A 25,033-nucleotide genomic window follows, 5' to 3' on the forward strand; every position below is an offset into this window, starting at 1 on the left:
GATGACAGAACGACAACGGCGAAAGCCCGGCGAAACCCGGGAGAAACTGATGAATGCGGCGCTGGCGCTTGTTGGCAAGGGCCGGCACTTTGCCAGTCTGGGAATTCGGGAAGTCACCCGGCAGGCGGGCGTCGTGCCCACGTCCTTCTACCGGCACTTCCGGAATATGGACGATCTGGGGTTGCAGCTGGTGGATGAGCTGGGACTGGTGCTGCGGCGAATGATGCGGGAAGCCCGGGCCAACGTCCTGCAGTCCGACAAGTTGATCGAGGAATCGGTTGGGATTTTTGTTGCCCACGCCCAGGCCAACCGGAGCTTTTTTCTGTTCATGGCCCAGGGGCTGGCGGGAGAGAGTCGTGCGGTGCAGGAAGGTATCCGGAGCGAAATGCGTTTTTTCGCCAGTGAACTGGCCAACGACCTGCGGCGGCTCCGGCTGATGGAGCATCTGAGCGACACTGACCTGGACCTGACATGCGATCTGGTAGTCCGGACCGTGGCATTCAGCCTCACCGACCTGCTCAGCGTCTCGCAGGACGACGATTACCAGATCGGCCAGATCCGGAAGCGGACGACCCGCTTCCTTCAGATGATCTTCCTCGGCGCTGGCCACTGGCAGAGCGACAGCGCCTGAACCACTCTTTGACTATTTTGGTGTGGCGGGTTTGGCGGCTTTCCTGCGGCGGGCCGTTTTCGGTTTCGGTGGCAGAATGAGACTCTCGAGCTCGTCCAGTGCCTCGCCGGTGTACACCGCCAGTTTTTGCATGCTCGGCAGAGTGTCCCGGCAGCCGGTGTAGCCAAAATTCAGCGAACCGGCATAACTCAGGCAGGTGATGTTCAGGGCACCGCCGTGGGCAATCAGCGACACCGGGTACATGGCTTCGAGTCTCGCTCCTTCGTAATAGAGCGTGTGTTCCGGTCCCGGTACGTTGGAGATGGTCACATTGAACACCGGGCGCATGCGCCCGCCCATGCCTGACATCAGCTGCAGGATGTACGGCGACATCAGCAGCATGGTGTACTGGGTCAGGGCACTGCGCGGCAATTTCTGCAGATGTTCCTTGGCCCGACGGGTCGAGGTTTTGATGTCCTGGAGTCTCGTCAGCGGATCCGCTTCGTCGGTGGCCAGCGAGGCGATCATGAAGCTGATCTGGGTGCCGGTGCCCTGGTCGTCCGACGGCCGGATGTTTACGGGGATGCCGGCGGTCAGCGGAATGTCGGGCAGATTGTCCTGTTCCACCAGAAAACGCCGCAGAGCGGTACCGCACAGATACAGGACGATGTCGTTCAGCGACCCGCCGGAGGCATGCGCCAGGGCCTTCAGGCGATCCAGCTGGTAATGCTGGGTGGCAAACCGGCGCTGGCCGGTGACCCGGTGGTTCAGTATCGACTGGGGTCCGGTGAACGGCGCCGTCAGCCCGTCTTCCGGGTGGCGGACCGAATGGAACAGCCGGTTACCGGCCTGCCACAGCCTCGGTGCCATATCGGCCTGCAGCTTCAGCGCGTCCATGGCCTGGGAAACGGCGGCGGGGATGCTGGCTTCCGAGTCGGTTTTACTGCCCCGGCGGCGCTGGGGCTTGACTGTCCACGGCGGTGGCATATCCCGCTTGTCCGGATCCGTTGTCAGCACCCGTTGCATCAGCCGCACGCCGCTGATGCCATCGATCATGGAGTGATGCATCTTGGTATAAAGGGCGAAGCGGTTGTTTTCCAGCCCCTCGATCACATGGCATTCCCAGAGGGGGCGGGAAAAATCGAGAGGGTTTGAGTGCAGGCGACTGACCAGGATACCGAGTTCCCGCTCTCCCCCGGGACGGGGCAGGGCGGAATGACGAACGTGGTAATCCAGGTCGATGTCCTTGTCTTTCTTCCAGTAGGGCGCGACGACACGGCCGAGGAAGCCGGACCAGGCCAGTTTGTAACCCCAGGGCGGGGCAACATCCCCGGCTTCTTTCATGCGGATGACCATGTCCCGCAGGAAGGTTTCGGGAGCGCCCTCCGGCAGTGAAAAAATCTGCAGCGTACCCACGTGCATCGGGGTGTCTTCAGATTCCACGGCCAACCATGAGGCATCCAGTGTTCCCAGACGTTTCATTCCTTGTTTAACTCCACCTATAAGGGATTTCTATTCACAGGGTGCAAGTATACTGATATCCAACAGTATGCACGATGAAATAGGTGCTAAAGTTCTCTGATTTTGAGTGGTTTCACGATTGGCTGGCGGAGATTGATATGCAGTTTCTCAATGGCATTACCCTGCTTCTTATCTACCAACTGGTGGGTGAAGTCACCGTGCGTTTGCTGGGGATCCCGATTCCGGGGCCGGTACTGGGGATGGTGATGCTGTTCATCACCCTCATGATTAGAGGGGCGGCGCCGGATTCGGTGGAGCAGGCCTCCGGGGCACTGCTCAGCCACCTGTCGTTGCTGTTTGTTCCGGCGGGTGTCGGAATGATGGCCCACTTTCATCGCATCGCCGAGGAGTGGGTGCCGATTACCCTGTCGCTGTTGCTCAGTACGGTCATCACCATGGTCGCGACCGCCCTGATCATGCAGGCAACGACCCGATGGCTGGTGAAACAGCCGATGACGGAGGAGCAGAGCAATGACTGATCCCGGACTGAAGGATATCTGGGTCTACCTGGCGGCTTCGCCACTGCTGGGATTGACCATCACCCTCGTGGCCTATGGTCTGGCCTATCGCCTCTATCTGAAAAGCCATTCCAATCCACTGGTGAATCCGGTGGTAACGTCGGTTGCCATGCTGATAGGGCTCCTGCTGCTGACCGGCACCTCCTACGATGATTACTTTGAGGGTGGCCAGTTCGTTCACTTCCTGCTCGGTCCGGCGACCGTCGCACTGGCGGTGCCGCTATACCAGCAGTTTTCCCGCCTGCGCCAGCTCTGGCTGCCGGTAACCATTTCCCTGCTCAGTGGTGTCGTGATCGCCGCCGGGAGTTCCATCTGGCTGGCACGCTTCTTTGGCGGTTCCACGGAAATCCAGATGTCCCTGGCCCCCAAGTCGGCAACGGCGCCCGTGGCGATGGGGATCTCCGAGAAAATCGGAGGGTTGCCTTCGCTCACGGCGGTGCTGGTGGTAGTGACCGGCATCACCGGCGCCGTGCTTGGCACCAAGCTGTTCGAGCTGATACGGGTCCGGGACGATACTGCAAAAGGCATTGCCATGGGGGTGGCGGCCCATGGCATCGGCACGGCACGGGCCTTTCAGGTGAGTTCCCAGATGGGAGCGTTTTCCGGCCTGGCCATGGCACTGTCGGCGTTTGCGACCGCTGTACTGGTACCCTGGCTGGTGGACTGGATGCAGGCGCTGTTTTAAGGCACATTTCCATGCACAACGTTAAAAGACGATGACAACAACACGCAGAGGCAAGCCAACCATGCAAACGAAGTTTCTTCTCGACGAAAGCCAGATGCCGAAATACTGGTACAACCTGCAGGCCGACTTTCCGGAGCCGTTGCCTGCGGTCCTGCATCCGGGCACCCAGCAGCCGGTGGGGCCGTCGGATCTGGAGCCGCTGTTTCCGATGGAGTTGATTCAGCAGGAAGTGACCACCGAGCGGGAGATCGAGATTCCTCAGCCGGTTCGGGACGTGTACCAGCTCTGGCGCCCTGCGCCGCTGTATCGGGCTCATCGTCTGGAGAAGGCGCTCGGCACGCCTGCGAAGATCTTCTATAAATACGAGGGCGTCAGCCCGGCGGGCAGTCACAAGCCCAACACCGCCATCCCGCAGGCGTTCTACAACCAGCAGGCGGGTATCCGCACGCTTACCACCGAAACCGGAGCCGGCCAGTGGGGGACTTCGCTGTCGTTTGCCGGTTCCCTGTTCGATATCGACGTCACCGTGTTCCAGGTGCGGGTCTCCTACGATCAGAAGCCCTATCGCCGCGCGGTCATGGAGACGTACGGGGCCAAATGCGTTCCGTCACCGTCGGAGCTGACCGAATTTGGCCGTAAGGTGCTGGCGGACAATCCGGATCATACCGGCAGCCTGGGGATTGCCATCTCCGAGGCGGTGGAGCTGGCGGTGCAGGATCCCAACACCAAGTACGCTCTCGGTTCGGTACTCAACCACGTGTTGCTGCACCAGAGCGTTATCGGGCTGGAAGCCATGCAACAGATGGAAATGGCCGATTGCTGGCCGGACGTGATCGTCGGCTGTACCGGTGGCGGTTCCAACTTTGCCGGCATCGCGTTCCCGTTCATGGGCCATGCTCTGCGCGGTGGCGAAAAGTCCCGCATCGTAGCGGTGGAGCCTTCCGCCTGCCCGACGCTGACCCGTGGCAAATACGCGTACGATTACGGTGATACCGCGCACATGACGCCGCTGACCAAGATGCACACGCTTGGTTCCGGCTTCACGCCACCGGGTTTCCACGCCGGTGGCCTGCGATACCATGGCATGGCACCCATGGTGTCTCACGCCAAGGAGCTGGGCCTGTTCGATGCAGTGTCCTACACCCAGCGGGAGTGTTTCGAGGCAGGCGTACTGTTTGCCCGGAATGAGGGCATTGTGCCGGCACCGGAGGCCAATCACGCGGTGAAGGGGGCCATCGAAGAGGCCCTGCGCTGCAAGCGCGAGGGTAAGGACGAGGTGATCCTGTTCAACCTGTGTGGCCACGGTCATTTCGACATGGCGGCCTACACGGCGTACTTTGCCGGCGACTTGAGCGATCACGAGTACGACGATCAGGAACTGGCAATGGCCCTGTCGGGTCTGCCCTCCGTTTCTGCCTGATACGTGCATTCAGCCGGGGCCTGTTGGCCCCGGTTTCCCCAGAGTCTCCTGCTCCGCAGACAGCCCTCAGTGGTTGTCCAGATCCTCGAAATCAGGCGGTGGGCAGTGGTATTCCTCCACCACGGTGCCTTCATCGACGCTTTCCAGATGCACGTCAAATCCCCAGAGTCGGTGGACATGCCGGACCACCTCTTCGGTGTCTTCGCCCAGCGGAACCCGGTCGACCGGAATATGCCGCAGGGTCAGCGAGCGGTCGCCCCGGACGTCCACATTCCAGACCTGGATGTTGGGTTCCCGGTAGCTGAGGTTGTACTGGCGCGCCAGCTTTTCCCGCAATGGCCGGTAACCGGGATCGTCGTGGATGGCGGTGACCGTGTAATGATCTTCCTGGTCGTCGTTTTCAATAGAGAACAGCTTCAGGTCCCGCATGACTTTCGGAGACAGGAACTGCTGGATAAAGCTCTCGTCCTTGAAGTTATGCATGGCAAAGTGCAGCGTTTCCACCCAGTCCGAGCCGGCAATATCCGGGAACCATTCACGGTCTTCATCGGTGGGGTGCTCGCAGATGCGGCGCAGATCGGTAAACATCGAGAAGCCCAGGGTGTACGGGTTGATGCCCGAATACCAGGGGCTGTTGAAGGGCGGCTGATAGACCACGGCCGTGTGGCTCTGGAGAAACTCCAGCATGAAGCCATCGTTGACCAGGCCCTTTTCATACATCCGGTGCAACAGGGTGTAGTGCCAGAAGGTCGCCCAGCCCTCGTTCATCACCTGGGTCTGGCGTTGCGGGTAGAAGTACTGGCCCAGCTTGCGCACGATACGGATGATCTCGCGCTGCCAGGTTTCCAGCAGGGGTGCATTTTTCTCGATGAAGTAGAGCAGGTTTTCCTGTGGTTCCTCGGGGAAACGCCGCTGATTCTTCACCGGGTCCTCATCGTCGTCCAGCTTCGGAATAGTACGCCACAGGTCGTTGATGCGACGTTGCTGGTATTCCTCACGTTCCTTCTGACGACGCGCCTCCTCAGACGCTGATATGGGTGGTGGGCGCTTGTATCGGTCAACCCCGTAATTCATCAGGGCATGACAGGAATCGATGATCTGTTCCACCGCATCCAGGCCGTAGCGTTCTTCGCACTCGGCCACGTAATTGCGGGCGAACACCAGGTAATCGATGATCGCACTGGCATCGGTCCAGGTGCGGAACAGGTAGTTGCCCTTGAAGAAAGAGTTGTGGCCGTAGCAGGCATGGGCAATGACCAACGCCTGCATCGGCAGGGTATTCTCTTCCATCAGGTAGGCAATGCAGGGGTTGGAGTTGATGACGATCTCATACGCCAGTCCCATCTGGCCCCGCTGGTAGCCCTTGGCGGTGTTGAGGAACTGTTTGCCGAATGACCAGTGGTGATAACCCACTGGCATGCCCACCGAGCTGTAAGCGTCCATCATCTGCTCGGCACTGATAACCTCCACCTGGTTGGGGTAGGTGTCCAAGCCAAACTCTCTGGCGCACTCGGCAATGGCCTCGTCGTATTCCCGGATCAGGTCGAACGTCCATTCCGAGCTTGTGGAGATGGGCTTCCGGGTGTCGGAGGGTGCGTTGTCCGGTGTATTCGGACGATCGACGATATCACTCATGCGGCTTTCCTCTCGAACAACTGGCGGAACACCGGGTAAATCTCTCCAGGATCCGCAATCTGCTGCATGGCAAAGCTCTGGGGGAATCGCTCCATGATCTTCTCATACTCGTACCAGAGCATCTGGTGATCCTGGGGCGTGATTTCCACATAAGCGTAGTACTGCACCAGTGGCAGAATCTGATTGGCCAGCAACTTGCCGCAGACCGGGGAGTCATCGTTCCAGTTGTCGCCGTCGGATGCCTGGGCGGCGTAGATATTCCATTCCGACGGGGAGTAACGGGACTCGATGATCTTCTGCATCAGTTTCAGGGCGCTGGAAACGATGGTGCCGCCGGTTTCCCGACTGTAGAAGAACTCCTCCTCGTCCACTTCCTTGGCGCTGGTGTGGTGGCGGATAAAGACCACTTCGATCTTCTTGTAGTTCTTCTTCAGGAACAGGTACAAAAGAATAAAGAAGCGTTTGGCGATGTCCTTGTGCATCTGGGTCATCGACCCGGACACGTCCATCAGGCAGAACATGACCGCGCTGGTGGCCGGCTTGGGCTGCTTCACGTGTTGACGGTAACGAAGATCAATCTCGTCAATAAAAGGAATCCGCCGCACGTTAGCCTTCAGCCGTGCGATCTCCTCCTCCAGTGCCTTGATCTGGTCCTCGTGACTGAACGCCGGATCCAGCTCCTCCGGGGCCGATTTCAGTTCCTCGAGCTGCCTTTCCAGGTCGCGGATCTTTTTCCGGCGGGCACCACCGAGGCCAAGTCGACGGGCATGGGCGCCCCTGAGGGAACGCACCACATCGAGCTTGGCGGGAATGCCCTGGTTGGTGAAACCAGCACGCACGTACTTGAAAGCTTCCGTATCTTTGAGCTTTTTGCGCGCCAGGTTGGGGAGTTCGAGGTCGTCGAACAGAAAATCCAGGAATTCCTCCTGGGTGATCTGGAAGGCGAATTCGTCCATGCCTTCGCCGTCGGGGCTGGCCTGTCCGGGGCCACCGCCCTGGCCGCCACCACCTTCGGGTTTGGGAATGGTGTCGCCGGCGACAAAGTCCTGGTTGCCGGGATGCACCACCTCCCGGCGGCCACCGTGGCCGTGATGGAACACCGGTTCGTCAATATCTCGGGTGGGAATGCTGACGCTTTCCCCCCGCTCCACGTCTGTGATCGAGCGCTTGTGCACCGCATCGGCTACCGCCTTTTTGATGTGGTGCCGGTACCGGCGCAGGAACCGCTCCCGGTTCACTGCGCTCTTGTTTTTGCCGTTCAGCCGCCGGTCGACGATGTGGGTCGTACCCATAATGCTACTCCTGTCAGTGACCGATCACTGATTCAGTGAGACTTGCGAACACGCAGGTACCATTCGGCCAGGAGCCGGACCTGCTTCTCGGTATAGCCTCGCTCGACCATGCGTTCGACGAACTGCTTGTGCTTTTTCTGGTCTTCCTGACTGGCTTTGGGATTGAAGGAAATGACTGGCAGCAGGTCTTCGGTGTTGGAGAACATCTTCTTCTCGATCACGCTGCGCAGCTTCTCGTAACTGAGCCAGGACGGATTCCGGCCCTGATTGTTGGCCCGCGCCCGGAGCACGAAGTTGACCACCTCGTTGCGGAAATCCTTCGGGTTGCTGATGCCCGCCGGCTTCTCGATTTTCTCCAGTTCATCGTTGATCGAGGCGCGATCCAGAATCTCGCCGGTTTCCGGATCCCGGTACTCCTGGTCCTGAATCCAGAAGTCGGCATAGGTTACGTAACGGTCAAACAGGTTCTGACCGTATTCGCTGTAACTCTCCAGATAAGCGGTCTGGATTTCCTTGCCGATGAACTGAACGTAGTGCGGCGCCAGGTATTCCTTGATGAAGCGCAGGTATTTCTCCTGAATCTCGGACTGGAACTGTTCCTGTTCTATCTGCTTCTCGAGAACATACAGCAGGTGGACCGGGTTGGCGGCGACTTCCGTGGTATCAAAGTTGAAGACCTTGGAGAGGATCTTGAAGGCAAAGCGGGTAGACAACCCGTCCATGCCTTCCATCACGCCCGCGGCATCCCGATATTCCTGGATCGATTTGGCCTTCGGATCGGTGTCCTTGATGTTCTGGCCGTCATACACCTTCATCTTGGAGAAGATGCTGGAATTTTCCGGCTCCTTGATCCGAGACAGCACCGAGAACTGCGCCAGCATGTCCAGGGTATCCGGCGCGCAGGGCGCTCCGGCCAGGGAACTGTTGGTCAGCAGCTTCTTGTAGATCTGGATCTCTTCAGTCACCCGCAGGCAGTAGGGCACCTTGACGATATAGACCCGGTCCAGGAACGCCTCATTGTGCTTGTTGTTCCGGAACGTCTGCCATTCCGACTCGTTGGAGTGGGCCAGGATCACGCCGTCGAACGGAACCGAACCCATGCCCTCGGTGGTATTGTAGTTGCCTTCCTGGGTCGCCGTGAGCAATGGATGCAGGACCTTGATCGGCGCCTTGAACATCTCCACGAACTCCAACAGACCCTGGTTGGCCTTGCAGAGGCCGCCACTGAAGCTGTAGGCATCCGGATCGTCCTGGGAGAAATCTTCCAGCATGCGGATGTTGACCTTGCCCACCAGGGCGGAAATGTCCTGGTTATTGTCGTCCCCGGGTTCGGTCTTGGAGACACCGATCTGGTCCAGTACCGACGGATAGCGTTTCACCACCCGGAACTGGCTGATGTCGCCACCGAATTCATGCAGGCGTTTCACCGCCCAGGGGGAAATGATGGAGTTGAGGTAGCGCTTGGGAATGCCGTATTCCTCTTCCAGAATCTGGGCATCCTCGGCGGGATCGAACAGCCCCAGCGGCGATTCGTTCACGGGTGACCCCTTGATGGCGTAGAAGGGCACTTTCTGCATCAGGGCCTTGAGCTTTTCAGCGAGGGAGGACTTACCACCGCCCACCGGGCCGAGCAGGTACAGGATCTGCTTCTTCTCTTCCAGGCCCTGGGCCGCGTGGCGGAAAAACGAGACGATGTTTTCAACGGCATCTTCCATGCCGTAGAACTCGGAGAATTCCGGATAACGCTTGATAACTTTGTTGGAAAATATGCGTGACAGTCTCGGGTCACGTGAGGTATCGACCAGCTCTGGCTCGCCGATGGCAATTAACATTCTCTCTGCGGCCGTGGCGTAGGCCGTTGGGTCCTTTTTGCAGATCTCCAGGTATTCCTCAAGGGAGTATTCTTCCTCCTGAGTCGCTTCATACCGGTCTTTGAAATGCTGCAGTATGCTCATAGATGGCCCCTCGCTCGCTGTTATTCAGCTATTCAATTCACGCAATTTCCCCGTTGCTGTTGGCACCGCCTGTCCAGGCGGTAGTTTTCTGGTTATGGGTGGAAGGAATGGATACTTACAAGCCCATTTGGATGTTTCGATCTTCCGGGCCTGTTTAACCTGAGCTTAGTTCAGGTTCGGACGGTTGGACAGTGAGGGAGTGGTTAAGGTTCATTAAATTGTGTTACCGGGGGCGGGGCTTTCGTAGCTCTCCTGGCTGGGGGGCTGGAGCGCACCGGGGGTTCTTTTTCGGGGCGGATTGTGAACTCGCTTCGCTCAGACATCACATTCACCCCGAAAAAGAACCCCCGATACACTCCGATCAGACTTGCAGGAAATATCCAGGCCAAACAGGCAACATCAAAGCTTGGTCAACCGGAACACACTTTCCGAAGCGCCCTCCAGACCCCGCCGCTTGGCAAACGGATGGTCCTTCGCGAGGGTGTTGGTAAGGATGTGCTCGATCTCGTAGTCGAGCCCGTACAGCTCCTGAACCTCGTCGTTGCTGACGTTGAACGGCGGTCCCTTGATGTCGGTGTCGTAGTCCAGGGTGATCAGCAGAATCCGGGTGCCATCGGGGATAATGGTCGTCAGATGCTCGACATACTGCTGTCGCATGGAGGGTGGCAGCGCAATCAGCGCGGCCCGATCGTAAACCAGACGGACGTGTTTGAGATCATCGGGGACCAGCTGGAAAAAGTCGCCGCACCAGATCTCCAGGTCGTCGTGGACAAACCGGGTAAACGGTTCGCCGGGGCGCACCTTTGCCTTCTCCCCGGCTTCTTCGAAGAAATCCTTGCAGGCGATCTCGCTCAGTTCGACGCCCAGCACCGGGTGGCCCCGGTCATGCAGCCACCAGATGTCCCTGGCCTTTCCGCACAGTGGGACGAACACCGCGTCGCTGCCCTTGCCAGCAAGGTCTGGCCAGTGGTCGTGCAGGTACTGGTTGACGGTTCCTTCATGGAAGCCGATTTCCTTCTTCGCCCAGCGTTCATGCCAGAATTCGTGTTCCACAGACGGTTCCTCCACGGGATTTGGACGTTTTCTCCAGTCTACCTTAATCTGTAGCCTTCTTGAGTTAGGAGAAAAGCATGAAAGCGGTATTCCTTGACGCTAGCACACTGGGTGACGATGTCGATCTGTCATCCATCGAAACCGCAACGGGCGGACTGAAAAAATACGACCGGACCGCACCGGATCAGGTGCTGGAACGCATGCGGGGGTTCGATACCGTGCTGGTCAACAAGGTCGTGCTGACTCGCGAGCATTTCGAAGCCTGCCCGGAACTCAAGACGATTGCCGTGGTCGCGACCGGGCTCAACAACATCGATCAGGCCGCAGCCAAAGAACATGGCATCCGGGTTCTGAACGTAACCCACTACGGCCGCTCGACCGTTGCCCAGCATACCCTGGCACTGATGCTGGCACTGGCGACCCGCCTGCTGGATTACGATCGGGATGTTCGCGCCGGGCGCTGGGCCAAAAGCGACATGTTCTGCTTGATGGACCACCCCATTCTTGAGCTCGAAGGGCGAACACTCGGGGTCGTCGGTTATGGAGATCTGGGGCAGGGCGTGGTGGAGCGCGCCAAAGCGTTTGGCATGAAGATCCTGCTCGGTGCCCGCCCGGGGCAGGCGCCCGGTGAGGTGGATGGTTATCCCCGGATTCCGCTGGACGAGCTGTTGCCACAGGTGGATGTGCTGTCACTTCACTGTCTGCTGACGGATGAGACACGGAACCTGATTGGCAAGCGAGAGCTGGAAATGATGAAAAAGGACGCCCTGCTCATCAACACCAGCCGGGGCGGTCTGGTGGATGAACAGGCGTTGGCGGATGCGCTCAGGTCCGGCACCATCGGTGGTGCCGGTTTCGATGTGCTGACCGAGGAGCCACCGCGCCATGGCAATCCGCTGCTGGCCGACGACATCCCCAATCTGATCATCACCCCTCACTCCGCCTGGGCCAGCCGGGAAGCGCGGCAACGGATTGTTGAGATTACGGCGGAGAACCTGTCCTCCTGACGGCCGCGTTCAGTACCGCCAGCCCAGGCTGGCGGATACGCCGAACTGATGCATGCTCAATTCAATGTCCTGGCCCGGACCGAGCGGGTTCTCGCCCTTGACGGATTTTTCCGGGGAATAGAAGGCCATGCCGGACACTTCCAGACCGTTGCTCAGGGTACGGGTGAATCCGCCGGTGAAGTGCCACTCCTGAACACCCGGCGCAAGCACGTTGAACAGGACGTTGTCTTCGGAGATCGGCTGTTCACCGTAACTGACACCGGCTCGCCATGCCTGGGCGGGCGTCTGTTGCCACTGCCACCCCAGTTTGACGATGGTCATGTCGTTCCAGCCGAAGCCCGGCCCCTCATCGGTACCGAGTGATCCCGGGGTCAGGGGCATCATCGGGTTGCCCACGCTGTTGATATCGCTGTACTCGATGCGCTGAACGTCGAGCACAATCCAGTGGTCCTCAATGCCGGACCAGGCCAGCCCGGCATTGAACATCTGGGGAATGTCGAAATCCCCCTGTTCGGCGAACAGGCCACGGTACTTGTCGAACTCGTTCATCTCGAGGATGTTGCGCCAGCTCAGCCCACCGCGCAGATGCTCGGTGATCTGCCCCTGCCAGCCGATCTGGAAGCCATAGCCCCAGGCGTCATCGGTACCATTGTTGCTGAGGTGGTCCGGATCCGAGGAGAAGGGTGCAAATTTCTCAAGCCCTTTGGCCTCGAAGCGCTGGTAGGCAATCACCGGCGAGAAGCCCAGGGCCTGGTTGTCGGAGAATTTCCAGGTCCACGTCGGGGCAATGAACAGCTGCTCCAGGTTGACGCCGGTGTCGCCGCCATAGAAGGGGCCGCCGTTCTCGCCGGAGTAATCAGTATTCATGCCGCCGTTGGCGAACACCGATACGCCCACGGTGTTCCGGTCATCCAGCTGGTGGTTGATGCCGAAGTGTGGAATCGCAAAGACGTTCGAGTCGCTTTTATAGGTACCAGGCCGAAGATAAAAGGCACTGTTGGGAGCAGGGTTGGGGTTGGCTCCGGACACCGAGTACTCACGGCGGGGTGAGAAAAGCTCCAGGCCGCCGTCAATCCGGTTGCCAACGAACGCCATGCCCGCCGGATTGGTAGCGGCGGCGATGCTGTCCTGGGAAAGCGCGGTGCCGGCACCGGCCATACCCTTGTTGATGGTGCCATAGCCGTGACTGAAATAGCCGTTGGTCGCAAATGCAGCCGTTGGCAGCAGCGCGCTGGCGGTGGCAATGGTCAGAGCCTTTTTGAGGCGCATATCGAAAACCCGTATCTGGCAAATGTTGAATGTGGGTTCGTTTTATACAGAAAATTGGTTATAAGCTGAAGTAATGAAAGCTAATATGGTTATATTGGCCCGTTTGAACTCGCAAACCGGCTACGATGGGCCATACTGTGTAGCGTTGATCTAGATCGCTGATAAACTGAGCAAAATCACTGGAAACGGGACCTCAAGTGGCTTCATTCCAATTAAAAGAACGGCTGCAGGCGGCCGAAGACTGGATACTCGCGAATCCCAATCCGCCCCAACGCTGGCCATGGACATGGCTGTACAAGGTCGGGCGGTCGGCGTATGCGTTGATCCGTGATGTGATCAGTGGTCAGTTGACCCTGCACGCCATGAGCCTTGTGTACACCACGTTGCTCAGCATCGTGCCGCTGTTGGCGTTGAGTTTTTCCGTGCTCAAGGCGCTCGGGGTTCACCAGCGCATGGAACCTTTCCTGTTCCAGTTCTTTCAGCCAATGGGGCCGGAAGGGGTGGACCTTGCCGAGAAGATCCTGGGGTTCGTGGATAACATGAAGGTGGGGGTCCTGGGTTCCGTCGGGCTTGCCCTGCTGGTCTATACCGTGATCTCGCTGGTCCAGAAGATCGAACGTTCCTTCAATATGATCTGGCGCGTGCCGGACATGCGGTCCCTGTCCCAGCGTTTCAGCAATTACCTCAGCGTGATCATGGTGGGGCCCTTGCTGATGGTGTCTGCCATCGGGATTACTGCGACCATTTTTTCCTCCGACATGGTCCAGACCCTGATGGCGATTGAGCCGTTCGGGTCGCTGATCCTCGCGATCAGCCGGTTTACCCCGTTTTTCCTGGTGGTTGGTGCGTTCACCTTCGTTTATGTGTTCATTCCCAACACCCGGGTAAAATTGCGTTATGCCTTCATTGCGGGTCTGGTGGCCGGCATTTCCTGGCAGGCGGGTGGCATGCTGTTCGCCTCGTTCGTGGCGGGTTCCTCAAAGTATGCGGCCATTTATTCCAGTTTCGCCATCGGCATCATCCTGCTGATCTGGATCTACGTGAACTGGATGGTGCTGTTGCTGGGCGCCAGTCTTGCCTTCTATTTGCAGAATCCCGGTTCGGTGGCCAAACGTAGCCGTGTCCAGATGGCCCCGGAACTTCAGGAGAAAGTGGCTCTGGTTCTCATTTGGATGGTGGCCAAACCCTTCAGCGAAGGCCGCGCTGCTCCCCAGCAGGAAGCATTGGAGCAGGCCTTGAGGGTGCCGGGGGAGGTTACCAGGACCGTCAGTGACAAACTCATCCGCGCCGGACTCCTGACCCTGGCCGGCGGGCAGGGGGACCAGCTGGCGCCCGGCCGGGCGCTGGACCTGATCAGCGTTGGCGATATCCTGACGGTGGTACGCGAAGACGAGGACGGGATTGCAGACCGTTTGCCGCCGATATTGCCGCCCGACCTTTTGGCGAACGTCCATGGCCACAACTCTGCAACCCTGGCGTCGTTGTTGCGGGACGGGATACCTCAGAAGGCTTAGCCGTCCTGAAGCATTCGACGCAGTGCCTTGCGAACCTGGCCGATCTGTTCTGCATTGAGCAAAACCAGCCTGGGCAGATCTTCTTCCGCCAGGTTTCTCTGGTGGGCGTGCCGAAGCACTTCGCGACTGGCCAGCACCATGCCATCGGTTAACGGTGTGTGTACCTGACGCGGTGACGGTCGCTCAGCTGACATCAGCAGCGCATGGTATTTCGGTGGCAAGGCCCATTCGTTGGCGAGCAACTGGCAGGTCGTCCACTGGTAGCGGGCGGTAACCTGCCGGATCAAGGCGGGCTCCGGTTCCGCACCGGAGGCACTGGTGCGGCAGATGCGGTTGAGCTCCCGGCGCAGGGTCAGGTAGGCGAGGGAGGGAAGCAGTCCGGTCATGAAATGGGCACTGGGGTCGGCGCCCTGAAGCCGCGCAACCATCTCCGCGGCCCGCCCGCAGCTCAACCCCCAGCGCCAGCATCGTTGGGCGAACAGGGCTTCGCGACTGTTGCGCGCCGCCATCATCGGCCGCATGACGGCTGCCGCAATGACGTTCCGGATGCCATCGATTCCCAGCACAAATACCGCCTGGTCCACCGACTCGATGGTGTGTTCCCCGGGCCGGAAATATGGGCTATTGGCAACCTGCAGGAGTTGGTCGGTCAGGGCGGGATCTTTCAGGATAATGTCCGTCAGTTTCTGGCGGTCGGTGCTCTCATCCGAGAGTGCCCGCATCAGCATGGGCAGGCTCAGTGGCTGACGGGGCAACTCCTCCAGCACGCCCGATTGCAGGCGTTGGTCCAGCGTTTCCAGTTCCTGCTGACGATGACCGATATCTGCTCTGAGCGTTTGGGGAGGAGAATCGAGGAGCCAGCAGAACAGGTGTTCCTCAAGCTGTGTGGCCAGCTCCCTGTCGGAGTGGGACTGTTCGTTAGCCAGCTTCTCACTGGCAGGATTGAAGAGCCGGGTTTCAGGCGCCGGTTCGCCGATTTGTCCACTGGAAAAAAAGCCCGATATCCAGGAGAGAAAGCCTGGCATCCGTTGCCTCCGGTTCGATCAGTCGCGATTAAGTACGTATCCCCTCGGGAGAGTATAGTGGGGCGTGCCGTACTTGGACAGCGCTGGAAGCAACGGAACCTACTTAAAATGAGAAAGCCGTTTCGCCGAAAACGAAGACAAGCTGGCAGACCCCCGCCGCCAGGCCCAGGAAGGCCCCTACGAGAATCAGCTTGATTTCATCTTCCTGGAAGCAGGGGCGCAGCAGATCCTGGAACTCTTCCGAGGAGAGGGCAATCATGCGTTCCACCATGATGGATTCGACGGCACGGGCCCGGTCTTGTTCGAACACCGGGTTATTGAAAGACGTCTGGGAGATCTGGATGGCCTTTTCGCCGACCTGATTTTTCAGGGTGGCGAAGCCGGTCGGGCCGAAGGCCATCTGGGTCAGGGCCTTGCCCATTCCCGCAGTTTCGTCCACCAGGGGTTTGATGTGCTTTTTCACCATGTTCCGGGCGCGATCTCCCTTGGGTCCTTCGAGGATGGCATTGATGATGTTGCCAACGGTGAGGATTTCATGGGTCACGATGTGGCAGAAGGATTCTGCCACCGCAGGCTGGCGTTTCAGGAACAGGCCCTGAATCCGGAAGGGGCCGATTTTTTTCGCATGCAGCGGCCGGAAAATCACGTTCAGGGCGATCCAGTTGGTGGCCCAGCCAACGAGCAGGCCGAAGAAGGGCAGCACCCACCAGCTCGGGTAGACATACCATACGGCCATCTGAACCAGGCCGAACAGGAAGCCGAAGTAGAGGCCGGAATTGACGATAAAGCGGAACTCCACCTCGCCGCATTCGAGGAAGATGCGGTTCAGTAGCTGTTTGTCCCGGGCCAGCCGTTCAATGACCATGCCTTTGATGTCGAGCAGGTCTTCGATGTTGTCGGAGATGTCTTCCACCAGGTTGTCGACCAGTTGGGGCGTCGATTTGCGGACCCGGTCGTACACCATCTTGCGGGCCGAGGTCGGCAGGTTCTCCCAGAACGTCGGGTATTCCCGAAGCATGAGCTCGTCGACGTACTCTTCGATGCGAGGCTCCACGGAATGAACGATGTGGGCCGCGAGTACTTTGGGGTCGATCTGCTGGAAGATTTCCTGGACGGTGCCGATCTTGGAGATGGTGGCGTCAACGCTGATGGCAGCCATTTTCCGGGCCTTGGACGGGATGATGCCCTGCCAGCCCAGCAGCGGCGGTTTGCCGATGAATTCCAGGGGGTAGAAGGTCATCTTTATCGCCAGCCAGTTGGTGGACCAGCCGATCAGGGCGGCGATGACGGGAATACTCAGGTATTGCCAGAATTCTTGGGACGTCAGCAGGCTTGTCATCCGGTACTCGCACTCGTTCTTTGTTTTTATGCCGGGTCGCATGCAGAGAAGCGGCGTAACCGCCCCGGAACACGCTCCTTGCGGCACATCCATGTGGCGCTTGAGCTCCGCCATCCATGGCTCCGCACAGTTCCGGGTCGGTCACGCCGCTTCTCCGCCCCGATCTGGGAAGGACCGTTTACGGCATTTTTGTCAGACAAGAATAATGTTGATGGGGCCATCTGCTGTCAATGACTGAGTCGCCGAAACGGGACGGCGGCACGGTCGTATGAGCTAGCCGCCGACGTCCCCCCAGAGCCACTGGCACAGGGCCATGGCGGCGACGGGTGCGGTTTCTGTCCGCAATACCCGGGGGCCCAGTGCAACGGGCAGGAAGCCAGCCTGTTCGGCTGATGTGATTTCGTTCGCCGTAAGTCCGCCCTCCGGGCCGATCATCAGCGCAACGGAGGTGGGTCTGGCCAGGGAATCCAGGCTTTGTTCTGTCCGGTGATGGAGAACCAGTTTCAGGTCGCAGGTTCCGGCTTCTGCGAACCATTGTTCCGGCGTCATGACCGGCAGGATCTCCGGCACCCGGGCGCGTCCACACTGCTCGGCGGCGCTGATGGCCACTTGTTGCCAGTGGCGCAGGCGCTTGTCTTCCCGGTCGCCCTTGAGTTTGACGTCGCAGCGCTCGGTGGTGAGGGGGACAATGCGTGTGACGCCCATTTCCACGGCTTTCTGGACCGCGTAGTCCATCCGGTCGCCCTTCGACAGGGTCTGGCCGAGGGTGATGTGGAGCGGCGACTCGGTGGTGTTGGGCGTGTTGTCGGTCACCTCGACGGTGACCTGCTTTTTGCCGGCTTCGACGATGGTTGCCTGATAATCATGCCCGTCGCCGTTGAACAGCAGCAGTTCCTGGCCAGGCTGCATCCTGAGAACGCGCCCTACGTGCTGGGCGGCGTTGTCGTCGAGTTGGCAGGTGTGTCCTGCCGCCAGATCCGAATCGGTGTAGATCCGCGGTATGCGCATGGAAGCTTTAGTCCCTCACTGCGATTTCGATGCCTTCGGTGGCGACCTGGGCCAGATGACGGATCTGTTCTTCGGTGATGACATAGGGCGGCATGAAGTAGACCACGTTACCCAGCGGCCGAAGCAGTGACTCGCGGGTCAGCGCATGTTTGAAGACGCGCATGCCCCGGCGTTCCTGCCAGGGGAACAGGGTCTTGCTGGCCTTGTCCTTGACCATCTCGATGGCCAGTGTCATGCCGTGCTGGCGGATGTCGCCCACGTTGGGGTGGTCTGCCAGGTGCGCCACGGATTCCGCCATGCAGGTGGCCAGTCGCCGGTTGTTGTCGATCACGTTGTCATCCCGGAAGATGTCCAGGGTCGCCAGGGCTACGGCGCAACCGATTGGGTTGCCGGTGTAGCTGTGGCTGTGGAGAAACGCCCGAAGCGTCTCATAGTCGTCGTAGAAAGCGTTATAAACGTCATCGGTGGTGAGTACAACCGACAGGGGCAGATAGCCGGCCGTCAGGCCCTTGGACAGGCACATGAAATCGGGTGAAATCCCCGACTGCTCACAGGCGAAGAGGGTGCCGGTACGGCCGAAGCCCACGGCAATCTCGTCTGCAATCAGATGCACGCCATAGCGATCGCAGGCTTCCCGGAGTCTGGTGTGATAGATCGGGTGGTGCATGCGCATGCTGCCGGCGCACTGGACCAGCGGTTCCACCACCACCGCGCAGATTTCCTCGTGGTTCTCGGCGAGCAGCTTCTCCATGGCCTCGAATTGCCGCAGCGCGTAGGCCTCGTCGGTTTCGCCGGGCTCCTTGTTGAAGGCGTCGGGGGACGGAGCGGTCATTACCTCCATGAGCAAGGGCTGATAGGTGTCCTTGTACAGGCCAACGTCGCCGAGGGCGAGGGCGCCAAGGGTTTCCCCGTGGTAGCTGTTGCTCAGGTTCACGAAGTTTTTCTTGCCCGGCCGGCCGTGATTTTTCCAGTAGTGATAGCTCATCTTCAGGGCCGCTTCGATGGCCGAGGAGCCGTTGTCCGCGTAAAAGCATTTGTTCAGGCCCGCCGGCGTGACTTCGATGAGCCGTTCGGAAAGGTTCACGACTGGCTCATGGGTGAACCCGGCGAGAATGACGTGTTCCAGCTGGCCGATCTGTTCCTGGATGGAGTTATTGATCCGTGGATTGGCATGTCCGAAGAGGTTGACCCACCAGGAGCTGACAGCGTCGATGAAGCGGTTGCCCTCGAAATCTTCGAGCCACACGCCTTCGCCGCGTTTGATGGGCACGGGCGGGATGGATTCGTGGTCTTTCATCTGGGTACAGGGATGCCAGACGGATTTCAGGTCTCGGGCGACGAGGTCGGCGTTACGCATGCTGGGTCTCCGCTTTGTCTTTCGGCGTCTTTCTGAGTGGGCGCTGTTAACCTTCGCGGATATTACAGTTAACGGCGAGATCTGGCCACCGTGCCTTCGTCGTATGAACTCCGGGCCAATGTTGGAAAAGGTGCGGTTAACGCACAATCCAGGGAACAACAAAAACGGAGGTGACGAATGGAACTGGAACTGACACACCCCTACCCAGCGGGGATTGAGCATGTTCTGGGCAGGTTTTTCGATGAGGAGCACATCCTGGAGAAAAACGAGCAGTTGGGCGCCCGGAACGTGCGGGTTGCGGAACTGGTCCGTGAGGAGTCTTCGGCAAAGCTCGTCGTGGAGCGGGAGATGACCCCCTCAATCGAGGTGCCCGGTATGCTGGCAAGTTTTCATCGGGAGTGGAATCCGGTGCGTCAGGAAGAGCACTGGTTTCAGAAGAGCGACGGCGAATGGCATTGCGAATTCCGTGTCCACATTGAGGGTGTGCCGGCGCGGATCAAGGGGATGATGCGTCTGGAGGGCTCGGAGGATCAGTGCACCAATCACGTGATCCTGAATGTGCGCTGCGATGTGCCCTTGCTCGGCAAGAAAATCGCAAAGTTCCTGGCCGAAGATTCCCGTATCAAGATAGACCGTGAGTATGGTGTAACCGCCCGGCTTCTATAAAAGAGCCCCACCGGACCGGTGAGGCTTCGGGATTGCCGATGCGAGGTGATCGTCAGTGCGCCAGCACTCGCGACAGGAACGCCTGGGTGCGCTCGTTCTGCGGATTGTCGAACACGTCGTCGGGTTTGCCCTGTTCCACGATCTGGCCTTCGTGGATGTAGATCACGCGGTCCGCCACTTCGCGGGCAAAGCCCATCTCATGGGTGACGACCATCATGGTCATGCCTTCCTTTGCCAGTTCGCGCATGACGTCCAGTACTTCACCGATCATTTCCGGATCGAGCGCCGACGTCGGCTCGTCGAACAGCATCAGGCGTGGCTCCATGGCCAGGGCCCGGGCAATCGCTACCCGCTGTTGCTGGCCGCCGGAAAGCTGGCTTGGATACTTGTCCGCCTGGTTGCCAATCCCGACCCGGTTCAGCAATCGTTCTGCCGTGGCATTGGCGACGGTTTCCGGTGTGCTTTTGACCTTCATGGGTGCCAGCATGATGTTCTTCTTCACCGTCAGGTGTGGGAACAGGTTGAACTGCTGGAACACCATACCCACTTCCTTACGGATCTCGGCCAGGGCTTTCTGATTGCCACCCTTGGGGGCCAGCGGGTGGCCGTCTACGATCAGCTTGCCGGATTCGTATTCCTCCAGACCGTTGGCGCAACGAATCAGTGTGGATTTGCCGGAGCCGCTGGCGCCGATGATTACGACAACCTCACCGGGCTCGACGGTCAGATCAATATTCTTGAGGACATGCAGTTTGCCGAAGTACTTGTTCATGCCCTTCATTTCAACGATATGAGTCATGGGTACCTTTCCTTCAGACAGAAGCCAGCCCGCGCCGTTCGACGAAACGGAGAATCATGGACAGTGACAGGGTAATGGCCAGGTAGAGCAGTGCGACCACGAAATACACCTCGAATGCCGTGAAGGTATTGGCGATGTAGATCTGCCCCTGACGGACCAGCTCGCCGACGCCGATGACCGAGAACAGGGAGGTGTCCTTGATACTGACGATGGCCTGGTTGCCCAGGGGCGGGATCATGCGACGGAAGGCCTGGGGCCAGATAACGGACCAGAAGGTCTGGGTCCGGGAGAGGCCCAGGGAAAGGCCGGCTTCAGACTGGCCCTTGTCGATGGACTGCACGCCACCCCGGACCACCTCGGAAATGTAAGCGCCGGAGTTGAGGGCGATCGCCGCGATGCCTGCGGTGAGCGGGTTGATCGGCGAGCCGATCAGATCCGGCAGGCCGTAGAAAATGAACAGCACCTGCACCAGGATCGGAGTGCCCCGGAAAATCTCGATGTAGGCGGTGGCCGGCCAGCGCAGGAACCACTTCTTGTTGATGCTCAGCAGGCCGAAGATGATGCCCAGGACGAAGCCGATGAGCAGGCCGCCGAAGGAAATCAGCAGGGTGTATGGAATACCCTTGAGCAGGAAAGGAATCGAATCGATGGCTGCTTGCCAATCGAACTGAAAGGAAAAATCCACGGTCAGTGTCTCCGCAGGAAGTTGGACTCGAAAGTGCCGGGGCATGGCGCCCCGGCGCGGGAATCAGACCTTGCGGCCTTTCTGCCCTTTACATGCCTTCCGGCATCGGGCCGAACCACTTCTCGTAGATGTTCTTGTAGGTACCATCTTCCTTCATGGAAGCCAGGGCCTTGTTCACCGGCTCCACCCACTTGCTGCCGTTGACCAGAGCGATACCGTATTGCTGGCCCTCGTACAGGGGCCCAACGGTTTTGACCTTGCCTTCGCCTTTGGTGCGGGCGAAGTAGCCAACGTTCGGCGCGTCGTAGAACACCGCGTCGATAGCCTGGGACATCAGCGCCATGTACATGTCGGAGCTGCCCGGATACGGAGTAACGCCGTCATCCTTGTCCAGGTTGTCCACCAGGTAATCGTAGGAGGTGCTACCGATCTTGGTGCCGATCTTCTTGCCTTCCAGGTCATCAAAAGACTTCACGCTGTCGTCATTTTTACGAACCAGAATACGCAGACCGGAGTCGTAGTACGGGTCCGAGAAGTCGACAATCTGCTCACGCTCGTCGGTAATGGTGATACCAGCGATGGCGATATCCACGTTGCCGGTCTGGAGGGCAGGGATGATGCCGTTGAAGTCCATGGTCTGCAGGTTGTAGTCAAAGCCCGCACGCTTGGCGACTTCGGCGATGATCTCCATGTCGAAACCGATCATCTCACCGCTTTTCTGGTCCATCATTTCGAACGGAACGAAGCTCGGGTCGGTAACGACCTTGAGTGTTTCCGCGCTCGCTGTCCCTGCCGCCACGGTCAGTGCCAGGCTGGCGCCCAGGGTCTTCAGCCATTTCGTGCTCATGCTTTCTCCTTTTTTTCTTTCGTCAGGCTCCAGTTGCCCGATAAGGCAAGCCGGAATGGCCACTGCTGATGACTGTGGTTTCCGGGGAGCGTTAATGGAACTGCATCAAGTACACTTTAGACTATTACCCGGAGAGATGCCGAAAATCAAATGCTTGGAAGCCGTTCGCAGGCATTGGTGGGGGTTTGGGGACGGGAAGAAAAAACGGGGGCTAGGCAGGCGCCTCGCCCCCTGTAGGCATTTTCTGAGTTTAAAAAGCGATTTTTTCCCGGTCGCTGATGCCGAGGTTTTTCCAGATGCTCAGGCTGGGCTCCGCCTGGTTCAGCGTGTAGAAGTGCAGGCCTGGCGCGCCGGCCTTCAGTAGCCGTTCACACATATCGGTTACTACTTCTTCGCCGAACTTGCGGATGCTGTCGGTATCATCGCCATAGGCTTCGAGCTGCTTCCGGATCCAGCGTGGAATTTCCGCGCCGCACATATCGGAGAAGCGTACCAGGCTGGAAAAGTTGACGATCGGCATGATGCCGGGGACCACCGGGATGGTCACGCCCATCTTTTCCAGCCGTTCGATGAAGTAGAAGTAGCTGTCCGCATTGAAGAAGTACTGGGTGATGGCGCTATTGGCACCGGCTTCCACCTTGCGGGCAAAGTTCTTCAGGTCTTCCTCGGCGTTGCGGGCCTGGGGATGGAACTCCGGATAGGCGGCCACCTCCAGGTTGAAATGATCGCCGCTGTGCTCCCGGATGAACGTCACCAGCTCGTTGGCGTAACGCAATTCGCCGGAGGCGCCCATGCCCGAGGGCAGGTCGCCCCGAAGGGCGACGATGCGGTTGATGCCGTTTTCCCTGTACAGATCCAGCAGCTCACCGATTTCCTGGCGGGTACCCCCGACGCAGGACAGGTGGGGCGCTGTGGATATGCCCTGTTTGTGCAGTGACAGCACGGTCTCGATGGTGCGGTCCCGTGTGGAACCGCCGGCCCCGAAGGTGACCGAAAAGAAATCCGGATTCACCTCGGCCAGTGTGTTGCGCACAACCTGGAGTTTTTCCTTGCCCTGATCCGTCTTGGGCGGGAAAAACTCGAAGCTGAAGCGACGCTTGAATTGCTTCTGGGATTCCATGATCGTGTCCGATTAGTACCTGTAACTTTCCGGCTTGTACGGGCCTTCGACCGGTACACCGATGTACTTGGCCTGGTCCGGGGTCATCTTGGTGATCACGCCACCAAAACCTTCCACCATGGCACGGGCCACCTCTTCGTCCAGCTGCTTGGGCAGCACCTGCACGTACACACCCTTGGCCTTGGACTCTTCGGGCAGGTCGGCAAACTTGCGCTCGAACAGGTACATCTGGGCCAGTACCTGGTTGGCAAACGAACCGTCCATGATGCGGGACGGGTGGCCGGTGGCGTTGCCCAGGTTCACCAGGCGACCTTCCGACAACAGGATCAGGTGGTCGTTGGTGGCCTTGTCGCGATAGATCACGTGCACCTGCGGCTTGACCTCGTCCCACTCCCAGTTCTTGCGCATGTAGGCGGTGTCGATCTCGTTGTCGAAGTGGCCGATGTTGCATACCACGGCACCGACCTTCAGTGCCTTGAGCATGTTGGCATCGCACACATTCACGTTGCCGGTGGTGGTGACCAGCAGGTCGGTGTTGGCCAGCAGGTCCTTGTTGATGCCCTGCTCAGTGCCGGTGTTCACACCGTCGATGTAGGGCGATACAACCTCGAAGCCATCCATGCACGCCTGCATGGCACAGATCGGGTCCGCCTCGGTAACCTTCACAATCATGCCTTCCTGACGGAGGGACAGGGCGGAGCCCTTGCCTACGTCACCGTAGCCGATAACCAGCGCTTTCTTGCCGGAGAGCAGGTGGTCGGTGGCACGCTTGATGGCGTCGTTCAGGCTGTGGCGGCAGCCGTACTTGTTGTCGTTCTTGGACTTGGTGACGGAATCGTTGACGTTGATCGCCGGAACTTTCAGCGTCCCGTCACGCAGCATTTCCTGCAGGCGGTGAACACCGGTGGTGGTTTCCTCGGTGATGCCGTGGCAGTTGTCCAGAATCTGCGGGTACTTGTCGTGGAGCAGAGCGGTGAGATCGCCACCGTCGTCCAGAATCATGTTCGGTTCCCAGCCGTCGACATCGGCGCCAACGGTGCGCTCCAGACACCACTCGTACTCTTCCTCGGTCTCGCCTTTCCAGGCGAATACGGGGATACCCTGGGCGGCAATCGCGGCTGCGGCCTGGTCCTGGGTGGAGAAGATGTTGCACGACGACCAGCGGACGTTGGCGCCCAGCTCGACCAGTGTTTCGATCAACACGGCGGTCTGGATGGTCATGTGGATACACCCCATGATGTTGGCGCCTTTCAGCGGCTGCTCTGCCTTGTACTTGTTGCGCAGGGCCATCAATGCGGGCATTTCGCCTTCGGCGATCTTGATTTCCTTCCGGCCCCAGTCGGCCAGGGCGATATCACGAACTTTGTAGTCGTCAAAGCTGTTCAGTTTTTCTGCCGGAGTGCTCATTGGTGTTCTCCTGTCAGTCTATCGGCGTATGCTGTCTTGAATACGCGTTCTGTGCCTCTTCAGCCCTCTCGACATTCCTGCCGTGAACGGCTTGCTCCTGATAAGCACGCACCAGTTTGTCTGGATGCGGTGGTGAGGTAAGGCCTTTGCGGACTGTAGAGGGCCAGGGATGGCCCGAAACAAGCGCACATGGATGTGCTTGTAGCGTGTCCGCAAAGGCCTTGCCTCAGCGCCGCCACCCCACAGGATGGCGGGCTTGGCAAAACCGAGGTCCAACTCCAAAAGTCAGACCTTAAACACC

Annotated in this window: 22 protein-coding genes; 7 read left to right on the forward strand and 15 right to left on the reverse strand. The window is 59.1% G+C overall.

The features are described 5' to 3' along the window. The first annotated feature begins 1 nt into the window (after position 1). Complete coding sequence (locus MLD04_RS00860; RefSeq protein ID WP_248153801.1) at positions 2-631, forward strand: TetR family transcriptional regulator; 630 nt, start codon at positions 2-4, stop codon at positions 629-631. Positions 632-643: 12 nt separating this feature from the next. On the opposite strand, the gene MLD04_RS00865 is transcribed toward MLD04_RS00860, so the two are convergent. Next, on the reverse strand, positions 644-2,092 hold the full coding sequence (locus MLD04_RS00865) for a WS/DGAT/MGAT family O-acyltransferase (protein ID WP_248153807.1): 1,449 nt from the start codon (positions 2,090-2,092) through the stop codon (positions 644-646). Positions 2,093-2,229: 137 nt separating this feature from the next. Here MLD04_RS00865 and MLD04_RS00870 point away from each other — a divergent pair, with 137 nt between their 5' ends. The 3 genes from MLD04_RS00870 to MLD04_RS00880 all read left to right on the forward strand — a co-directional run bounded on the left by MLD04_RS00870 (position 2,230) and on the right by MLD04_RS00880 (position 4,754). Further along, a complete protein-coding gene (locus MLD04_RS00870; RefSeq protein ID WP_248153811.1) occupies positions 2,230-2,610 on the forward strand; it encodes a CidA/LrgA family protein in 381 nt (126 codons plus the stop codon). Next, positions 2,603-3,334 (forward strand): LrgB family protein, encoded by a 732-nt coding sequence (locus tag MLD04_RS00875; RefSeq protein WP_008939312.1) that lies wholly within the window; start codon positions 2,603-2,605, stop codon positions 3,332-3,334. Before MLD04_RS00870 ends, MLD04_RS00875 begins: the two co-directional genes overlap by 8 nt. A 61-nt stretch (positions 3,335-3,395) precedes the next feature. Then, on the forward strand, positions 3,396-4,754 hold the full coding sequence (locus MLD04_RS00880; RefSeq protein ID WP_248153814.1) for a TrpB-like pyridoxal phosphate-dependent enzyme: 1,359 nt from the start codon (positions 3,396-3,398) through the stop codon (positions 4,752-4,754). Positions 4,755-4,820: 66 nt separating this feature from the next. Here MLD04_RS00880 and MLD04_RS00885 read toward each other — a convergent pair whose 3' ends face one another. From MLD04_RS00885 to tmpT, 4 genes are all read right to left on the reverse strand, one after another. Then, positions 4,821-6,389, reverse strand: a complete 1,569-nt coding sequence (locus MLD04_RS00885) for a SpoVR family protein (protein ID WP_248153818.1) — start codon at positions 6,387-6,389, stop codon at positions 4,821-4,823. Continuing rightward, complete coding sequence (locus MLD04_RS00890) at positions 6,386-7,681, reverse strand: YeaH/YhbH family protein (protein WP_248153822.1); 1,296 nt, start codon at positions 7,679-7,681, stop codon at positions 6,386-6,388. The genes MLD04_RS00885 and MLD04_RS00890 overlap by 4 nt, the downstream gene beginning before the upstream one ends. Before the next feature lie 32 nt (positions 7,682-7,713). Next, on the reverse strand, positions 7,714-9,636 hold the full coding sequence (locus MLD04_RS00895; RefSeq protein ID WP_248153824.1) for a PrkA family serine protein kinase: 1,923 nt from the start codon (positions 9,634-9,636) through the stop codon (positions 7,714-7,716). 399 nt (positions 9,637-10,035) lie between these two features. Beyond that, positions 10,036-10,689 (reverse strand): thiopurine S-methyltransferase, encoded by a 654-nt coding sequence (gene tmpT, locus MLD04_RS00900; protein ID WP_248153828.1) that lies wholly within the window; start codon positions 10,687-10,689, stop codon positions 10,036-10,038. Between the two features lie 77 nt (positions 10,690-10,766). Between tmpT and MLD04_RS00905 the strand changes: the two genes are divergently transcribed. Beyond that, on the forward strand, positions 10,767-11,696 hold the full coding sequence (locus MLD04_RS00905; RefSeq protein ID WP_248153829.1) for a D-2-hydroxyacid dehydrogenase: 930 nt from the start codon (positions 10,767-10,769) through the stop codon (positions 11,694-11,696). 9 nt (positions 11,697-11,705) lie between these two features. Here MLD04_RS00905 and MLD04_RS00910 read toward each other — a convergent pair whose 3' ends face one another. Then, on the reverse strand, positions 11,706-12,965 hold the full coding sequence (locus MLD04_RS00910; protein WP_248153830.1) for an OmpP1/FadL family transporter: 1,260 nt from the start codon (positions 12,963-12,965) through the stop codon (positions 11,706-11,708). A gap of 197 nt (positions 12,966-13,162) precedes the next feature. Here MLD04_RS00910 and MLD04_RS00915 point away from each other — a divergent pair, with 197 nt between their 5' ends. Further along, the gene (locus MLD04_RS00915) at positions 13,163-14,479 is read left to right on the forward strand and encodes a YihY/virulence factor BrkB family protein (protein WP_248153831.1); all 1,317 of its coding nucleotides are present in this window, start codon (positions 13,163-13,165) and stop codon (positions 14,477-14,479) included. Here the strand turns inward: MLD04_RS00915 and MLD04_RS00920 are convergent. The 4 genes from MLD04_RS00920 to MLD04_RS00935 all read right to left on the reverse strand — a co-directional run bounded on the left by MLD04_RS00920 (position 14,476) and on the right by MLD04_RS00935 (position 19,208). Beyond that, entirely contained in the window at positions 14,476-15,504 is a 1,029-nt protein-coding gene (locus MLD04_RS00920) for an HDOD domain-containing protein (RefSeq protein ID WP_248153832.1), read from the reverse strand. The two genes, MLD04_RS00915 and MLD04_RS00920, sit on opposite strands and share 4 nt — an antisense overlap. 103 nt (positions 15,505-15,607) lie before the next feature. Further along, positions 15,608-16,843 (reverse strand): DUF445 domain-containing protein, encoded by a 1,236-nt coding sequence (locus MLD04_RS00925; RefSeq protein WP_248155357.1) that lies wholly within the window; start codon positions 16,841-16,843, stop codon positions 15,608-15,610. 273 nt (positions 16,844-17,116) lie between these two features. Continuing rightward, a complete protein-coding gene (locus tag MLD04_RS00930) occupies positions 17,117-17,851 on the reverse strand; it encodes a 16S rRNA (uracil(1498)-N(3))-methyltransferase (RefSeq protein WP_248153833.1) in 735 nt (244 codons plus the stop codon). 7 nt (positions 17,852-17,858) lie between these two features. Next, positions 17,859-19,208, reverse strand: a complete 1,350-nt coding sequence (locus MLD04_RS00935) for an adenosylmethionine--8-amino-7-oxononanoate transaminase (protein WP_248153834.1) — start codon at positions 19,206-19,208, stop codon at positions 17,859-17,861. Positions 19,209-19,385: 177 nt separating this feature from the next. Between MLD04_RS00935 and MLD04_RS00940 the strand changes: the two genes are divergently transcribed. Continuing rightward, positions 19,386-19,874, forward strand: coding sequence for a DUF2505 domain-containing protein (locus tag MLD04_RS00940; protein WP_248153835.1), 489 nt, complete (start codon positions 19,386-19,388; stop codon positions 19,872-19,874). A gap of 52 nt (positions 19,875-19,926) precedes the next feature. Here MLD04_RS00940 and MLD04_RS00945 read toward each other — a convergent pair whose 3' ends face one another. The 5 genes from MLD04_RS00945 to ahcY all read right to left on the reverse strand — a co-directional run bounded on the left by MLD04_RS00945 (position 19,927) and on the right by ahcY (position 24,732). Further along, positions 19,927-20,673: an amino acid ABC transporter ATP-binding protein gene (locus MLD04_RS00945; protein ID WP_282451701.1), complete on the reverse strand. Its 747-nt coding sequence runs from the start codon at positions 20,671-20,673 to the stop codon at positions 19,927-19,929. 13 nt (positions 20,674-20,686) lie between these two features. Then, positions 20,687-21,358 (reverse strand): amino acid ABC transporter permease, encoded by a 672-nt coding sequence (locus MLD04_RS00950; protein ID WP_248153836.1) that lies wholly within the window; start codon positions 21,356-21,358, stop codon positions 20,687-20,689. 88 nt (positions 21,359-21,446) lie between these two features. Continuing rightward, the gene (locus MLD04_RS00955; RefSeq protein WP_248153837.1) at positions 21,447-22,205 is read right to left on the reverse strand and encodes a transporter substrate-binding domain-containing protein; all 759 of its coding nucleotides are present in this window, start codon (positions 22,203-22,205) and stop codon (positions 21,447-21,449) included. Between the two features lie 250 nt (positions 22,206-22,455). Continuing rightward, positions 22,456-23,325: a methylenetetrahydrofolate reductase [NAD(P)H] gene (gene metF / locus MLD04_RS00960; protein ID WP_248153838.1), complete on the reverse strand. Its 870-nt coding sequence runs from the start codon at positions 23,323-23,325 to the stop codon at positions 22,456-22,458. Positions 23,326-23,337: 12 nt separating this feature from the next. Then, the gene (gene ahcY / locus MLD04_RS00965; protein ID WP_248153840.1) at positions 23,338-24,732 is read right to left on the reverse strand and encodes an adenosylhomocysteinase; all 1,395 of its coding nucleotides are present in this window, start codon (positions 24,730-24,732) and stop codon (positions 23,338-23,340) included. Positions 24,733-25,033: the final 301 nt, after the last annotated feature.

This window comes from Marinobacter koreensis, from assembly GCF_023156285.1.
GTDB classification, from domain to species: Bacteria; Pseudomonadota; Gammaproteobacteria; order Pseudomonadales; family Oleiphilaceae; genus Marinobacter; species Marinobacter koreensis.

Bases quoted from the DNA above. Each gene is read 5' to 3' on its own strand.
- MLD04_RS00860 (WP_248153801.1), top strand. From the start codon at position 2: ATGACAGAACGACAACGGCGAAAGCCCGGCGAAACCCGGGAGAAACTG.
- MLD04_RS00865 (WP_248153807.1), bottom strand. From the start codon at position 2,092: ATGAAACGTCTGGGAACACTGGATGCCTCATGGTTGGCCGTGGAATCT.
- MLD04_RS00870 (WP_248153811.1), top strand. From the start codon at position 2,230: ATGCAGTTTCTCAATGGCATTACCCTGCTTCTTATCTACCAACTGGTG.
- MLD04_RS00875 (WP_008939312.1), top strand. From the start codon at position 2,603: ATGACTGATCCCGGACTGAAGGATATCTGGGTCTACCTGGCGGCTTCG.
- MLD04_RS00880 (WP_248153814.1), top strand. From the start codon at position 3,396: ATGCAAACGAAGTTTCTTCTCGACGAAAGCCAGATGCCGAAATACTGG.
- MLD04_RS00885 (WP_248153818.1), bottom strand. From the start codon at position 6,389: ATGAGTGATATCGTCGATCGTCCGAATACACCGGACAACGCACCCTCC.
- MLD04_RS00890 (WP_248153822.1), bottom strand. From the start codon at position 7,681: ATGGGTACGACCCACATCGTCGACCGGCGGCTGAACGGCAAAAACAAG.
- MLD04_RS00895 (WP_248153824.1), bottom strand. From the start codon at position 9,636: ATGAGCATACTGCAGCATTTCAAAGACCGGTATGAAGCGACTCAGGAG.
- MLD04_RS00905 (WP_248153829.1), top strand. From the start codon at position 10,767: ATGAAAGCGGTATTCCTTGACGCTAGCACACTGGGTGACGATGTCGAT.
- MLD04_RS00910 (WP_248153830.1), bottom strand. From the start codon at position 12,965: ATGCGCCTCAAAAAGGCTCTGACCATTGCCACCGCCAGCGCGCTGCTG.
- MLD04_RS00920 (WP_248153832.1), bottom strand. From the start codon at position 15,504: ATGCCAGGCTTTCTCTCCTGGATATCGGGCTTTTTTTCCAGTGGACAA.
- MLD04_RS00925 (WP_248155357.1), bottom strand. From the start codon at position 16,843: ATGACAAGCCTGCTGACGTCCCAAGAATTCTGGCAATACCTGAGTATT.
- MLD04_RS00930 (WP_248153833.1), bottom strand. From the start codon at position 17,851: ATGCGCATACCGCGGATCTACACCGATTCGGATCTGGCGGCAGGACAC.
- MLD04_RS00935 (WP_248153834.1), bottom strand. From the start codon at position 19,208: ATGCGTAACGCCGACCTCGTCGCCCGAGACCTGAAATCCGTCTGGCAT.
- MLD04_RS00940 (WP_248153835.1), top strand. From the start codon at position 19,386: ATGGAACTGGAACTGACACACCCCTACCCAGCGGGGATTGAGCATGTT.
- MLD04_RS00945 (WP_282451701.1), bottom strand. From the start codon at position 20,673: ATGACTCATATCGTTGAAATGAAGGGCATGAACAAGTACTTCGGCAAA.
- MLD04_RS00955 (WP_248153837.1), bottom strand. From the start codon at position 22,205: ATGAGCACGAAATGGCTGAAGACCCTGGGCGCCAGCCTGGCACTGACC.
- metF (WP_248153838.1), bottom strand. From the start codon at position 23,325: ATGGAATCCCAGAAGCAATTCAAGCGTCGCTTCAGCTTCGAGTTTTTC.
- ahcY (WP_248153840.1), bottom strand. From the start codon at position 24,732: ATGAGCACTCCGGCAGAAAAACTGAACAGCTTTGACGACTACAAAGTT.